10 protein-coding genes are annotated in these 14,223 nt (G+C 57.3%); 6 read left to right on the top strand and 4 right to left on the bottom strand.

All coding sequences use genetic code 11. From position 1 onward, the window contains the following. Nucleotides 1-9: 9 nt before the first annotated feature. Both RDV48_19845 and purB read left to right on the top strand, forming a co-directional pair. Nucleotides 10-1,272 carry a S41 family peptidase gene (locus tag RDV48_19845; protein ID MDQ7825064.1) on the top strand — a complete coding sequence of 421 codons (1,263 nt, stop codon included), beginning with the start codon at nt 10-12 and terminating at the stop codon, nt 1,270-1,272. Nucleotides 1,273-1,378: 106 nt separating this feature from the next. Further along, nucleotides 1,379-2,674, top strand: coding sequence for an adenylosuccinate lyase (purB, locus tag RDV48_19840; GenBank protein ID MDQ7825063.1), 1,296 nt, complete (start codon nt 1,379-1,381; stop codon nt 2,672-2,674). Nucleotides 2,675-2,798: 124 nt separating this feature from the next. Here purB and RDV48_19835 read toward each other — a convergent pair whose 3' ends face one another. Further along, entirely contained in the window at nt 2,799-4,649 is a 1,851-nt protein-coding gene (locus RDV48_19835) for a carboxypeptidase-like regulatory domain-containing protein (protein ID MDQ7825062.1), read from the bottom strand. Between the two features lie 245 nt (nt 4,650-4,894). On the opposite strand from RDV48_19835, the gene RDV48_19830 reads away from it, so the two are divergent. Both RDV48_19830 and RDV48_19825 read left to right on the top strand, forming a co-directional pair. After that, nucleotides 4,895-5,656 (top strand): ankyrin repeat domain-containing protein, encoded by a 762-nt coding sequence (locus tag RDV48_19830; GenBank protein ID MDQ7825061.1) that lies wholly within the window; start codon nt 4,895-4,897, stop codon nt 5,654-5,656. Nucleotides 5,657-5,684: 28 nt separating this feature from the next. Beyond that, nucleotides 5,685-6,830 (top strand): alpha/beta hydrolase-fold protein, encoded by a 1,146-nt coding sequence (locus tag RDV48_19825; protein ID MDQ7825060.1) that lies wholly within the window; start codon nt 5,685-5,687, stop codon nt 6,828-6,830. On the opposite strand, the gene RDV48_19820 is transcribed toward RDV48_19825, so the two are convergent. Further along, entirely contained in the window at nt 6,805-7,953 is a 1,149-nt protein-coding gene (locus tag RDV48_19820) for an FAD-binding oxidoreductase (protein ID MDQ7825059.1), read from the bottom strand. The two genes, RDV48_19825 and RDV48_19820, sit on opposite strands and share 26 nt — an antisense overlap. Before the next feature lie 195 nt (nt 7,954-8,148). Between RDV48_19820 and RDV48_19815 the strand changes: the two genes are divergently transcribed. Next, nucleotides 8,149-11,016, top strand: coding sequence for an ankyrin repeat domain-containing protein (locus RDV48_19815; protein ID MDQ7825058.1), 2,868 nt, complete (start codon nt 8,149-8,151; stop codon nt 11,014-11,016). 19 nt (nt 11,017-11,035) lie between these two features. On the opposite strand, the gene RDV48_19810 is transcribed toward RDV48_19815, so the two are convergent. Both RDV48_19810 and RDV48_19805 read right to left on the bottom strand, forming a co-directional pair. Continuing rightward, complete coding sequence (locus RDV48_19810) at nt 11,036-11,947, bottom strand: PstS family phosphate ABC transporter substrate-binding protein (GenBank protein MDQ7825057.1); 912 nt, start codon at nt 11,945-11,947, stop codon at nt 11,036-11,038. Between the two features lie 6 nt (nt 11,948-11,953). Continuing rightward, nucleotides 11,954-13,021: a hypothetical protein gene (locus RDV48_19805; GenBank protein MDQ7825056.1), complete on the bottom strand. Its 1,068-nt coding sequence runs from the start codon at nt 13,019-13,021 to the stop codon at nt 11,954-11,956. 154 nt (nt 13,022-13,175) lie between these two features. On the opposite strand from RDV48_19805, the gene RDV48_19800 reads away from it, so the two are divergent. Then, nucleotides 13,176-14,222 carry a cysteine hydrolase family protein gene (locus tag RDV48_19800; protein ID MDQ7825055.1) on the top strand — a complete coding sequence of 349 codons (1,047 nt, stop codon included), beginning with the start codon at nt 13,176-13,178 and terminating at the stop codon, nt 14,220-14,222. The last annotated feature ends 1 nt before the right edge of the window (nt 14,223 follow it).

The raw sequence follows: 14,223 nt of genomic DNA, 5'->3' as shown, positions 1-14,223 counted from the left end.
TGAGTTTTTATGAAGTTTTCAACGGCTCTCGGGCTTGTCCTTGCGCTTGTCATTACGCAGGCCGCCTGGGGGCAGGCGGGCGACGTCAAATCGTCGTACATCAAGAGCACCCTCGGGGATGTCCTCGCCACGATCAGAAATGAATACGTTTACCAGGTAAAGGATGAGACGCTCCTGGCGGGCGCCGTGAAGGAGATGGCCCGCGTCGATGCCTCTCTCGCGGGGAAGCCCTGCGCCACCTGGGGCGCCTTCGAGGCCCTTTTTGACAGTGCATACGGGCGCAACCCCGCTGCCGCGTCGCCCCTGGGCGAGGCAGCCATCAGAGGCATGGTGAAGAGCCTCGGCGATCCGTACTCCCTCTTCCTCTCGCCCAAGGAATGGGACTATTACAGGAGAGTCTCGTCGGGCGAGAGCTTCGCCGGCATCGGGGTCGAGCTTGCCGTGAAGAACGGAAAGCTTGTCATCACCGCTCCCCTTGAAGGAAGCCCCGCCGAGAAAGCCGGCATCAGGCCAGGCGACCTCGTTGTGAAGGTAGGAGGGCAATCCATAGAAGGAAAGGATTATTACGAGGTCCTCTCGATGTTTGACGGGCTCAAGGGGAGCGCCCTGCTCCTCTCGGTGAGGAGGGGCCCGAAGGTCCTTGACTTCACCATAGTGCGGGACAATATAAGGTTTGACCCCGTAAGCGCCAAGCTCCTTGGCTCAAAGCCCCCTGTGGGCTACATCAAGATCCCCTACTTCGGGCAGTCCACCGACAGCGAGGTAAGGAGAGCCCTTGACAGGCTCGCGGAAAAGGGCGTGAAGGCAGTCATTTTTGACGTCCGCAACAATCCCGGCGGGGACTTCGGCTCGAGCCTCAGGATGGCGTCGCTTTTCGTCAAAGGGAAGCCCCTCATCAAGGTGCAGAAAAAGGGGGGAGCCCCCTCTGATATCTATCCCGAGAAAGGCCCCTCCTACCAGTTCAGGACGGTGATCCTCATCAACGAGGGATCGGCGAGCGCTTCGGAGGTCTTCGCCTGCGCCCTGGCCCAGAACGGCCTGGCGACTCTCGTGGGGACGCGGTCTTTCGGGAAGGCCCTCGTGCAGTCTGTCTACTCCCTCCCGGGGAATGCCGCCCTCAAGCTCACCACCTCGCGCTATTACACCCCCCGGGGCGATGACATTCTTTTCAAAGGCCTTGCCCCTTCCGTGGCGGCCGAGTCGGTGTACCCTGTGCCTCCCGTCACTAAAGACCCTGTGGTGCTCAAAGGAGTGGAAGTGTTGATCCGCTGAGCCGCGGGGGAGCTCCTCATACGGGGGGGAAGCCACAGAGGAGAAGGCCCGCCCTTGAGTGAACTATCTCAGGCAGTATTTTCACAGGATTCGGAGGACTCTTCCCATGGTGCCACGGTATCGAACGCCTGAAATGTCGGCTCTCTGGAGCATTGAAAACAAGTACCGCATGTGGCTCTCAGTGGAGCTTGCCGTATGCAGGGCCTGGAATGAGCTCGGTATGATCTCCCGAGATGCGCTTTCCGTGATTCTTGAAAAAGCCTCCTTCACCGCTTCAAGAATCGAGGAGCTGGAGCACGAGACCCGCCACGACGTGGCGGCCTTTCTGCAGAATGTTCAGGAGCAGGTGGGACCCGAGGGTCGCTTCATCCATCTCGGCGTCACTTCCTCCGATATCCTTGACACGGCGCAGGCGCTCATCATGGGGGAATCCCTCGACCTGATAGAAAAAAGAATTGAAGCTCTTGGGGAGGTTCTGAGGGATATGGCCGTGGCCCACAAAACCACTCCTGCCGCCGGGAGGACCCATGGGGTTCATGCCGAGCCCATGAGCTTCGGCCTCAAGTTCCTCCTCTGGTATGATGAGATGCTGCGCCACCGGGAGCATCTGAAGGAAGTGAGACGAGAGGTGAAGACGGGAAAGATCTCAGGCGCCGTGGGGACCTATGCAACTGTGGAGCCCGCCGTGGAGCGCTCAGTGTGCCGGCAGCTCGGCCTTGAGCCGGCGCCCATATCCACGCAGATTGTGCAGCGCGAGCGCCATGCCCGCTACGTGGCGCTCCTGGCCCTTCTGGGCGCCACCATCGAGAAGATAGCGACGGAGCTCAGGCACCTCCAGCGCACCGAGGTAATGGAAGCCATGGAAGGCTTCGGGAAGGGCCAGAAAGGCTCTTCGGCCATGCCCCACAAGAGGAATCCCGTGTCGGCGGAGAACCTCTGCGGCCTCTCGAGAGTCCTCAGGGGTCATGTGGTCACTGCCTATGAAGACGTGGCCCTCTGGCATGAGCGGGATATCAGCCACTCATCGGCAGAGCGCATCATCCTTCCCGACAGCTCGCAGCTGGCGGACTATATGCTTGCAAGGCTCACGGCCCTCATGGCGGGGCTCTCCATAGACCAGGGGCGGATGAGGGAGAACCTGGAGCTCACCAGGGGCCTTGTCTTTTCACAGAGGGTCCTTCTGGCCCTTATCGACAAGGGGATGGAGAGGGACAGCGCTTACCGGGTAATTCAGGAGGCGGCGGGGAGAGTCTGGGAAGACAAGTCCCTGAGCCTCTTTGACGAGCTCAAAAGCTGCGGGGAGGTGGGCCGCCATCTCGCGGAATCTGAGCTTGAGGCCCTTTTTGACTATTCCTGGTACCTCCGCCATGTAGACGAGATATACCGCCGCTTCGGTCTTTAGCGTTCCGGAACATGGTGCGGAGCAATCCGTTCCGAAGCAATCCGTTCCGAAGCAATCAGGGACGGCCTTATGATGCGCTCATAAGCCCGTCCCTGTCACTTCAAGATTTGATCTCCCCGAAGCTCTACTTTCTCCGGAGCTTCTTCGGGCGTTTCGAGCCGCTCCAGTAAGCCTGGTCTACCTCGGAGATCAGGCCGCTCAGGCTGTTGCTCGCGCTGTAAAGGTCGCTGTACGTCCCCCCGCTGTAAGCGTAACGGTCAAGATCGCGCAGCACCGAGTCAATCTCGCTCTGCCAGCCGGAGTAGCTCACTTTTTTCAGGTAAGGCATGAGCCAGTTCCTGCAGTATTTCAGGCTGTCCTGGACATTGCTTCCCCCGTTGACGTAATATGACACGTCTTCGCCATAGTAAGCCCTGTTCGCGTAACTGTAAATGTCGGAATATGCGCTGCTGAGCCGTGACTTGATCTCGCCGAGATAATACTTGTCGTCGTTGTAAGACGGGTTGGTCGTTGAGGTCGTCGAGGGTGACGCCGTAGGGTAAGGCTGGGGCTCAACAGTCCCCGTCGGCTCGGGCATGGGGTAAGGGATGGGCTCGTCGCCGATTATCACGAAGCCGTCCCACACCGTCAGTGCCTGTGATGCCGTGAAGGTGGTCTTTATGCTGTAAGCCTCGTTTTCAGGCGCGGACTGGGGAACGTCGAGGGATGCGGCGGTTTCGGGGGTGACGGTATACCCGTAGCCTGCCACGGTGGCCGTGCCGCCTTCCGTGGTGACGGAAGAGATGACCGTGCTCTCGCCTGTGGCGAAGTCGGTCTTCACCAGGTCAAATTTGATGGCCGTATAGGTGAAGGTTGTCGTTGAGCTTCCCATGTTCATGAGGGCCACCTGGACCTTGATGGTCTCGCCGGGCTTGTAGGCGATCTTGTCGGTGCTGGTCGTGGCATAGAGTGTCGCCGCCGTCTCGGAGACGGTGAAGTTTTTCACCACTTTTCCGTTGATCTCCACTTTTTCCGATACTATCGAAGAGCCGTAAAGGCTATAGACCTCTACCTGGTAGGTGCCGAAGGGGATGCCCGTGATCTCGTAAGCTCCCGTCTCGTCGGTGATGGCGCAGCCCGATGAGCAGTTGGGCGAGGTGGTATCGGCCATGATCTGCACGATGGTATTGACGGCAGGGTTGCCCTTCGTGTCCTTCACGGTGCCGGAGAGGCTCCCTATGCTGTCGGGCCCAAGGACCTTAAGGGTGAGGGTGAGGCTCTTCCCGCCGAAGGAAGCCGTCACGGTGCCCGTCGCCGTCGCAGTGATGGCGCTGTTGGAGTAGAATATGCCGTAATCGTCGAACTCTCCCAGGTTCGCGCTGCTTACCGACCAGGTGATTGTGTCGGAAACGGGATGCCATTCGCCCTGGTACCTGCCTACGACGGTGAACCATTCAACCTGGCCTGCCACGAGGGACCATGCCTGCTCTCCCGTCTCGCTCCAAGGCGGCACGATCCTCATGTCGGTGAGCTGAGAGCTCTCCATGGGCTCCCAGAGCATGGGATAGCTCGAAGGAGGCACTGACGATCCCGGATCGTCAACAATAACGTCGGGAAACGAGAGATCGCCAAGAAGTGAGGAGGGCACCTCGCCGAAGTCAAAGAACCCATTGCTGTCGGTGCGCTGCATCAGCGGCGGATCTGAGCAGATCTGCACCACGATGCCTGCGGCGGGGATAAAGCCTGAAGGAGCGGTAGCCTGCGGGAGCACGATGAGTTTTTCGTTCCCTGCCCTGAGCCCTGCTGAGCGGTACACGTAGCCGCTTGTGCCGTAAGCGCCTGGCTGAGCAGTGGGTGCCACGGTGGGGATGGGGGTGATGCCGCCTCCCCCTATGCCTCCTCCCCCTGCAGCGCTTCCTCCTCCTCCGCCGCAGCCTGCCAGTGCCAGGCAGAAGGCGATGATAATGCCGATTGCCACGTACAAAGCGTTTTTCATAAACAATCCCCCCTGTCTTGAGATAAGTACTGCCATTATAACCGCGAGAGGCGCAGCTATTCAAGAGAGAAAATGTAACATTTTCGCTACAATTAAGGAGAGGGATCCCCTCCACCGGGGAATGGAGGGAATGCCGCTGCAGCCACTGCCATGGTGAAAGTGACGTTTTTCGGAAAATCCAGGAAGAATGGCCATAAGAGAGAATATTGTGAGGGGGTTATATGCCTTGTGCGAAGGAGGACACCATGGTGCTTTACTGTCAGAAATGCGGCAGTGACAACAGGGAGAAGGCAAAATTCTGTGATGCCTGCGGCGAAAAGCTCGCCTTCATACGATGCAGGAAATGCCAGACTGACAACAGGGGGAAGGCAAGGTTCTGTGATGCCTGCGGCGAGGCCCTCAAGAGTGTGACCGCAGAAGAGGGAGGCGAGGTCAGCAACATTTTCGAGGCAATAGAGAAAAGAGATTATCCTTCAGTGAAGAGACTGCTCACCATGGGGGTGGAAGTGAACGCCCATGGCTCCCATGGGTGGACGCCTCTCCACAAGGCGGCTAAAGAGGGATACACCGAGGCCGTGGAGGCCCTTCTGGCCCATGGTGCGGAAATGAATGAGCGGAACGAGATGGAGGACACGGCTCTCCATCTGGCGGCCCAGGAAGGCTTTGCAGGGGCTATAGAGGTACTTGTAAGGAGAGGCGCCGATGTAAATATGAAGGGCTTTTTCGGCCATACTCCGCTCCACAAGGCGGCACGCCTGGGAAGCAGGGAGACTGTCGAGTTTCTTGTCGAGCACGGAGCCACTATTGACGCAAAAGACGATAACGGATATACTGCTCTTCACCTCACGGCCTCATGGAACCACCCGAAGGTGGCGGGTTATCTTCTCCTGAAAGGCGCCGATATCGCCGCAAGGACTAATAACGGGAAAACAGCCCTCAAGCTTGCCAACGAGCACCATCACCACGAGATTACCGAGCTTCTCACCTCCTTTGGCGCAAAGGAGTGAGAGAGCCCCTGCAAGGAAGGAGACGGCCATGCACAAAGCCACCATAAGGGTTTTTTACCCCCTGGGAAAGGGAATCATTGTGCTCCGCACGGAGGAGGACTGGAAAAAGGACATTGAACCGGCCTTCATTGACGAGAAAAGCCATTGCTATATTTTTGAAATCGCCCACAGGCACCCGGTACTCAATTACAAGCCCTGCATGAGAACGCCACGGGCATTTCACTGGGCCCGCGGGACCAACAGGCTTGCCATTCTGGGCGACAATATGCCTAATGATATCTATCCCTATTTTTTTTCCGACACGGGAGGCACCATTACCGGAATTCATGTCTTCCATTCAAAAGTCTACCGGACCCACCGGCTTCTGAGGGCCTACCTTCCCGAGGGCTACCAGGAGAATACCCTCAAGCGCTACTCGGTGGTGTACATGCAGGACGGGAAGAACCTCTTTTTCCCCCAGGAGGCTTTCCTGGGGCAGGACTGGAAAATTGACGAGAACCTTGACCTTCTCAACAAGATGAACCTTACGGAACAGCTCATTATTGTGGGGGTGTACGCCGAAAAGCGCGAAAAGGAATACACTCTTCCGGGGTATGAGCGCTACGGGGAATTCATGACAAAAGAGATTGTCCCTTCCGTGGACAGTGAGTTCCGCACCCTCACGGGGCCCTGGCAGACGGCCGTCATGGGCTCCTCCATGGGAGGCGTCGTGTCCTTCTATCTTGCCTGGCAGCATCCCGACAAATTCGGCTATGCGGCCTGCCTCTCCAGCAGCTTTTCACTCGGCGACAACCTTATCGAGCGCGTGCAGGATGAGCCCCTTGAGTCTCACCGGGATTTCAGGGTTTATCTTGACAGCGGCTGGCCCGGCGATAACTATGACGTGACCATCGAGATGGCGTCGGCACTCATGGCCCGCGGTTTCAGGATAGGAATCAATATGGTGCATTTTGCCTTTCCCCTTGCGGAGCACAGCGAGAAGCACTGGGCCGAGCGATTTCACATCCCTATTCAGATTTTTGCCGGGAGGCTGAGGCGGACCAATCTGCGCCTTATGCACCCGGAGTCCTTTCCCCCCGTGGCAGTCCATCCCCATCCCGTGAAGGCCTTGTCAAAAGACCGGAAAGCAAGGCTCTCACCACGCGCTCCTATTTCAAGAGCTCGACGCAGGTGAATTCCCGGCAGAGGGAGAAAGCTCTGAATATTTCTTCCTCTACGAGGGGTTTACCCCGCAGTATGAGGCTTGTGAGGTTTCTGGCAATTCCCGGTCCCAGCATGAGCCCCTGGCCGCACATTCCCGCGGCGATATAGACGCCGTCGGAGCCCTTGACCTCGTCTACAAAGGGGATCCCGTCGGGTGTCATGGGATAGAGGCCCCTCCAGGTCCTTCTCACCTTGATGTGCCTGAGGCGCGGCATCACCTCGATGAGGCGCTGGGCCACCATGGGAAGGAACTCCGACGTGGAATCCCTGTCATGGCCCACGATGAGGGGAGAAGGGGTGATGCAGAAGACGATCTGCCCCAGGTCGTTCTGGTAGAAATAGAAGTTCTTTGAGCCGGGCCTCTCCCTTATGTCCACGACGAGGGGCTTGAAGAAAAGGGCCACGGGCTCGGTAATGCCCGCCTCGTGGCAGTCAGGCGTCACGGGGATCTCAAGGCCCAGCATCTTCCCCGCCTCGCGGGCTTCAGCGCCTGCGGCAAAGATACAGTACCGCGCTTCATAGGAGCCCTTCGTAGTCTTTACCTGTTTTTTCCCGTTCTTTAAAGCCACCTCGGTGACCTCTTCCTGGAAATGGAAGCGGGCGCCCTGCCGTTTTGCCGCCCTGTAGAAGGCCTCGGCCGCCATGAGAGGGCAGAGGTTCCCGTCTTCTCCTGAGAGGGTGCCGCCCCGCAGGTCTCTCTCTGAGAGGCCCGGGATTATTTCCCTGAGCGTCTTTCCATCAACCCACTCTATGGCGAGCCGGTATTTCTTCTGGATGACAAGGAGCTCCCTGAGGGTTTTCTCTATCTGCTCCGTATAAGCGGGGAAGGCGTAGCCTCCCTTTACCCATCCTATGTCGTCACCGTAGCGCTCTTGCCACGTGGAGAAGACCTCAAGGCTCTGCTGGCAGACCGTTATCTTGGCGGGGTCTGAATGGGTGGCCCTGATGCCCCCGATGGCTGCTTTGTTCTGTCCCTGGCCGGGCGAGGCGAGCCTTTCGATGACCAGCACCTTGAGAGATTCGCCTGAGAGCGTCCAGGCAAGCGGGAGGCCGATGCTTCCTGCACCAATGATTATTACGTCGTAGGTTTTCATGACAATCCTCCTGTAAATGGAGCACCTCTTTGGTCTCCTGCTCACTCAATATTACTGCGCTTCTTCTGCATTTCCTTCAGAACCATGTCCCGGGCCAAGAGTGCCGATTTTTATCCACAGCAGCATATGATAGGGGAAATAAAAAGAGGGTGGAATATTTCAAGATGCATGATTCTTGCACCCGGAGGAAGTCCCTTGGGAATCCAGTGTCCCTTCTGCCATCATGAAAATCTTGATGAATCCCTTTTCTGCGACGGGTGCATGCGCAATATTCCCAGGGAGCAGACGAAAAAGGAGCTTCTCGACGACCGCTACGATATTCTCGCCACGATAAAGTCCGGCGGCATGGGCTGTGTCTTCAAGGCAAGGGACACAAGGCTCAATACCGTCGTGGCGATCAAAAAGATGGTCTCCCCCTCGTCAAATCCTGAAGAGGTTTTTTACATTGAGCAGCGTTTCAAGGAGGAGGCCCGCCTTCTCTCCAAGCTCCACCATGGCGGCCTCCCCAAGGTGATAGATTTTTTCTCCATAAGGGACCCCGAAACGCAGAAGAACACCTTTTACCTTGCCATGACCTTTATAGACGGCAAGGATCTTGAAACTATTTTCAATGAGCGAAAAGGAGCGATCTTTCCTCTCGAGGAGGCTCTCAATTATTTCAGGCAGGCCCTCTCCATACTGAATTATCTCCATACGCAGCAGCCTCCCGTCGTATATCGCGATATGAAGCCCTCAAATATCATGATCAATAACGGCAAGCTTTTTCTGATAGATTTCGGCATCGCCCGCATGTTTGACCCTCACAAGGAAGGTACGCTTGTGGTAATCGGCACGCCGGGATATGCGCCGCCCGAGCAGTTCAAGGGCTATGCCGAGCCCCGCAGCGATATTTATTCCCTCGGGGTGGTCATCCACCAGCTCCTCACCGGTGAGGATCCTTCTGACCTCACGAAAAACCTTTTCAGCTTCGACCCTCCCTCGATAAAGAATCCCAAGGTTCCTGAAGCAGTCGATCAGATCCTGATGAAGATGCTGGAAATTGTGCCTGACAGCCGCCCCTCGTCGGTTCAGGAGATTTTAGAAGCCCTTGAGGGGCGGTCATCAGGGAGAATATCCGCCGAGCGCTATGGGACCGTCTTTGAGGCTCTTGCCGAGGGTGATTGCGAGGCGATCAATGAGATGGTGGCCCTCATCGATAACGTGAATTCATCCGACGAGGAGGGGTGGACCCCCCTTCACTGGGTGGCCAACAAGGGCTTCACCGAAGCAGCGGTGACCCTTATCTCCCGCGGGGCGAACATTGAAGCCAGCGACCACGAGGACTGGACCCCTCTTCACATGGCAGCCCAGGAGGGCCACAGCGTCATCGCGGAGCTCCTTATCGCGAAAGGCGCCAACGTGAACTGCATCACCAACGACGGCCAGACTCCCCTCCACTCGGCAGTTTACAAGGGCCACAGCATTATTGTGGAGCGCCTGGTGGCCTGCGGCGCTTCAGTTGCCACGCATGCCATGGATGGCTCGACGCCGCTGCACGCGGCGGCGGAAAAGGGGTACCCCGTGGTTGCCGATCTGCTTATCGAAAAGGGAGCCCAGATAAACGCCAAAGCTCACAATGGATGGACACCTCTCCATCTCGCCGCCTGCTATGGCCATGGAGCCGTAGCGGCTCTTCTCCTCGAAAAGGGAGCCAATCCCGATGAGAAGAACAATTTCGGCTGGACCGCCCTCCACTGGGCTGTTGACAGGAACCAGAAGGACGTTGCCGAGGTCCTCATCAGGGGAGGCGCCGCACTTAATGCCCTTACCAACAACAACTCGACGCCGCTGCACTGGGCGGCGAAAAAGGCTTACACTGAGCTGGCCGAGATGCTTCTCTCGAGAGGCTGCCAGGTGAATGTGCAGGATTCCCAGGGCCTCACGCCGCTGCACTGGGCAGTGCAGAGCGAAAACGGCGATCTGGTCTCTCTGCTCGTGACCAGGGGCGCTGACGTGACTCTTGTGGATTCCCTGGGGAGGACGGCCGTACAGTGCGCCAATGAGAACCGCTGCTGGGAAATCGCCGAGCTGATCCGCGCCCAGGGCCCCAGGGAGACAAGAAAATACCGCGACATATTCCAGGCGATTGAAAAGCAGGATCCCGATGCGGTGAGCGCCTTCGTCACCCAGGGTGCTCCCCTCAACAGCAAGAATTATGACGGCTGGACGCCGCTTCACTGGGCAGTGGAAAAGGGGAGCCTCAGGGCTGCCGAGATTCTCGTTGCCCGCGGTGCCGATATCAACGTGAGGACTTTCCGGGGGACCACTCCTCTTCACTGGGCGATAAAGAAGGGAAACGGCGCCATGATTGAGCTCCTTGTAGACCGCGGCGCCGACGTGTATGCCCAGGCTCAGGACGGGAAAACGCCCGTTGACTGGGCCATTGAACGGGATTACGGGGAGGTGGCTGATTTTCTCGAAGAAGAGGGAAGGCGTGATGCCCTCCGCCAGGGTGCCGTTCTTCCGGAGCCTGTCCCTGTCATGGAAGCCAGGGCTCCCCAGAAAGTTCTTGAGCTTCCCGTGGCAAGGGAAGCCAGGGCGGGCCCTCCACCGGTAAAAGTGATTCCTGCTCCCTCAAAAGCGTCCCCGCCTCCTGAAAGCCGCCTTGCTGAAGGGGCTCCCCCTCCCCCGGTGAAAGTGTCAAGGAAATTTAAGGATATCTTCGAGGCCGTGGACCGGAATGATCTTGACGGCATAGACGGCTTCATCGCCTCGGGTATCTCGCTGGACGGCAAAAACTATGACGGATGGACGCCCCTTCACCGGGCTGTGGAAAAAAACCTGATTGACGCCGTGGACCTGCTTCTTTACCGCGGTGCCGACGTGAACGTGCGCACCTTCAGGGGGCAGACACCGCTGCACTGGGCGGTGAAGAAGGGGAACCTTGATATTATCGATCTTCTCATAGAGAACGGTGCCGACGTGAATGCCGAAACCCACGACGGGCAGACGCCCCTTGATGTCGCCCTCGGGCGGGAGCGTGACGATATCGCCGAGCTGCTCCGCTCCTGCGGGGCGCTTTAGCTCCCCCGTCACCGATTTCCTAGTTGTATTCGAAGAGGACCGTCCTGTCCACGTCGCCGTTTCGTGTGGGCACCGGCACGAAATTCATGCTCTTGGTGATCTCAAGCCCTTTGTCGCTGTAAATGAAATCGATGAACTTCTTGAGGGGCTTCTTCGAGCTCCTGTTCTTGTAGAGGAAATAGGGCCTCAGGATGGGATAGGAGCCGTCTATGGCTTCCTCGAGCGTGGGCTTCCTGTAGATGGTGCTCCCTTTTTTCGCGATGGCAATGGCCTTGGTGCCTTTCGGATCCTTGTAGAGATAATAATAGCCAATGGCCCCGGGGTCATGGCGGAGCCTCTCCATGGTCTCGGCAGGCTTGTCCAGTATCTCGATGTGGGAGGGAAGGTTGTTGAGATCAATATTTTTGCTTATGTCCAGAAAATTCTCCAGGAAGAAATCGTACTGGTCCTTGCCGAATGAATGATAGAGCACCGTGATGGGCATGTCGTTGCCGCCCACTTCCTTCCAGTTAGCCGTCTTGCCGAGGAATATCTGCCTCACCTGCCCGTCATCGAGCTGGGAGACGGGGTTCCCGGGGTTCACCGCCACCGTGTATATGGCAAAGCCTGCATAGGATTCTTCGACCTGCACCCCTTTTCTGCGAGCCTCGAAAATCTCCTGGGTGGTGAGCCTCCGGGAGGTCTCGACGATATCGCAGGTCCCTGCCAGAAAGGAATCTATGCCCGCCTTGGTGCCGCTTTTCAGCACTTCAATGGTGATGGTGGGATTCTCCTTCATGAAGGTCTCGGCCCATTTCATTGAGAGCTCATAGAGCATCGTGGAGCCGTCGATTTTTATGGGACTCGAGTCCACCGCGGCGGGCTGTCTCGTGCAGCCCGCGGAAAGACTGATTATGAGGAGCACGAGAAGAATCACTGATAGATACCTCACGGCATATTACCTCTTTTCTTCGGGAGCTTCCTGGAGTGGTGCTTCACAGGCGACTGGAGGCTCCTTTTTCTTAAAAATAAGCGGGATCGTGAGGAACACGATGGCCATAATTATGAGACCGGCGCCGATAAGATTGCTGAGGCTTGGCGGGCGCTGGCCGAAGAGGTACGTGAGGGTGTACGAGGCGAAGATCCCCGCCATGATGCTCGATGAGCGATTTACTGGCACGCAGTAAGTGTTCTCACTCTTGTCAAGCAGGATAAGGCCGCCGAAGAAGCCCGTTCCTGACGAGAGAAGCCCGAGAATAAAGGTGTGGAGAGCAAAGCCGGTGCTGAAAATGGCCGTAAAGCCCGAGCGGACCTCGTGCATGCTGGGTCCGTAATTAATCATGGCGAAGACACAGAGGCCGATAAGCATAAGGGGGCTTGAGACGATCTGTTCTTCCACAAAATACCTCGTGTTGGCGTTCTCATCATCGCACTTTGCCACCTTGCTCATGAAGCGGAGCCTTATGAAATAGGCTATCAGGTAAATTGTCACATTGAGGGCACAGGCGATGGTGATGCAGTAGCCGCCCTTTTCGGAAAAAGCCACAAGGAGCGCGAGCATGCTCAATACCAGGCCGGCCCAGGAGAACCACCGCACCTTTCTCTTGCTGAAAAAGTCCACAAGAGGCGCCATAATGAGCAGCCCGCCCCTCATCAGAAGCATGATGAAGACGATGGAGACGCCCCTGAAGGTATAGGCAAGCGTGGTGGTCATAATGATAAGGGAGCAGCAGATTCCTGAGTAAAACGTATATTTGCTCGGCCAGAAACAATTGATGCCGAGAATTTTTTTCCTTCCCGCGTATTTCCACCACCCCTTGATGGAGAGAAAAAATATCATGCCCGATACTGCGCCGACAGAGGTGAGAGGGAGGAGCTCGAAGGAGGAGATCCCGCGGGGCATCCCCGCGAGGAGGCCGTCTGAAAGCGCCTTGGTGAGGGCGCTGTAAGGCCAGTAAGTGATGAAGTAACCAAAGGCCAGAAGCCATATGCCGTAGGCTGCGAGGGTTTTATGCTTTTCCGCCATAGTGCTCCTCTTGAGGTAAAATGGTGAGATATTGTCCCTTTCAGCTTATTTACACAGTGGCATGACTTTTCCTGCATCGGGGAACCAGGGAGCCCGCAGAGAGGAATCGGGAGAGGGGAGTAAGAATCCAGGAGCCAGGAGCCAGCGAAAGGAGATGCCTATGAAGTGCGATGAGCTGCCCCTTCCCTCTCATTTCGATCCCGGAAAAACGGGCGATATCTTCAGGGTGCCCTATTATGACAGGGCCCGCGAGGCCCTTGAATGGGCACGGTCACACCGCATAGGGCCTTCTTCCGAGGACCGCTTCCGCATAGCGCTCCTTGCCATCGATGTGCAGAACACCTTCTGCATTCCCGGTTTTGAGCTTTACGTGGCGGGTCCCTCGGGGAACGGGGCTGTCGAAGATACGGCACGGCTCTGCAGGTTCATTTACCGGAACCTGCAGAGCATTACTGAGATTGTGCCCACGATGGATACTCACCGGGCCATGCAGATTTTTCATCCCCTCTTTTTCATCAACAGCGAGGGAGCCCATCCCGATCCCATGACGGTCATCCCGGCAGAGGACCTGAGGAACGGCATATGGCGGGCCAGTCCCCATGCGGCCGCTCTTACCCATGGAGGTGACTACGGTGAGCTGCAGCAGCATGTGCTTCATTATGCTGAGGCCCTCCGCAGGGGGGGAAAATATGAGCTTATGATATGGCCTTACCATGCCATGCTCGGAGGAATAGGCCATGCCCTTGTGCCGGCCTTTGAAGAGGCCCTCTTTTTCCATGGAGTCTGCCGGTCAGCGCAGGCTTCCTTTGAGCTCAAGGGAGGGAATGCCCTCACGGAAAACTACTCCGTATTGAGCCCCGAGATACGGGAAGGCCCCGGCGGTGAGCCTCTCGCGGAAAAAAACAGAGAGCTCATCACTCGCCTCCTTGGCTTCGATGCCGTGATAATTGCGGGCGAGGCAAAAAGCCACTGCGTGGCCTGGACTGTCGATGATCTTCTCGGTGAGATAGAGGCCCGCGATGCCTCCCTGGCAGGGAAGGTCTACCTGCTTGAGGACTGCACCTCGCCGGTAGTGGTTCCGGGCGTCGCGGACTTCTCCCATGAGGCGGACAAGGCTTTCAGCCGCTTCCGTAAAGCAGGGATGCACCTTGTCAGTTCAGGGGAGCCCATGGCCTCATGGCCGGGGATCCCGGGCGGGTAAT

The organism is Candidatus Eremiobacterota bacterium (genome assembly GCA_031082125.1).
GTDB lineage: Bacteria > Vulcanimicrobiota > CADAWZ01 > CADAWZ01 > Ess09-12 > Ess09-12.
Note: the sequence above shows the minus strand (reverse complement) of the source record. Positions and strands in the feature narration are given on the sequence as shown.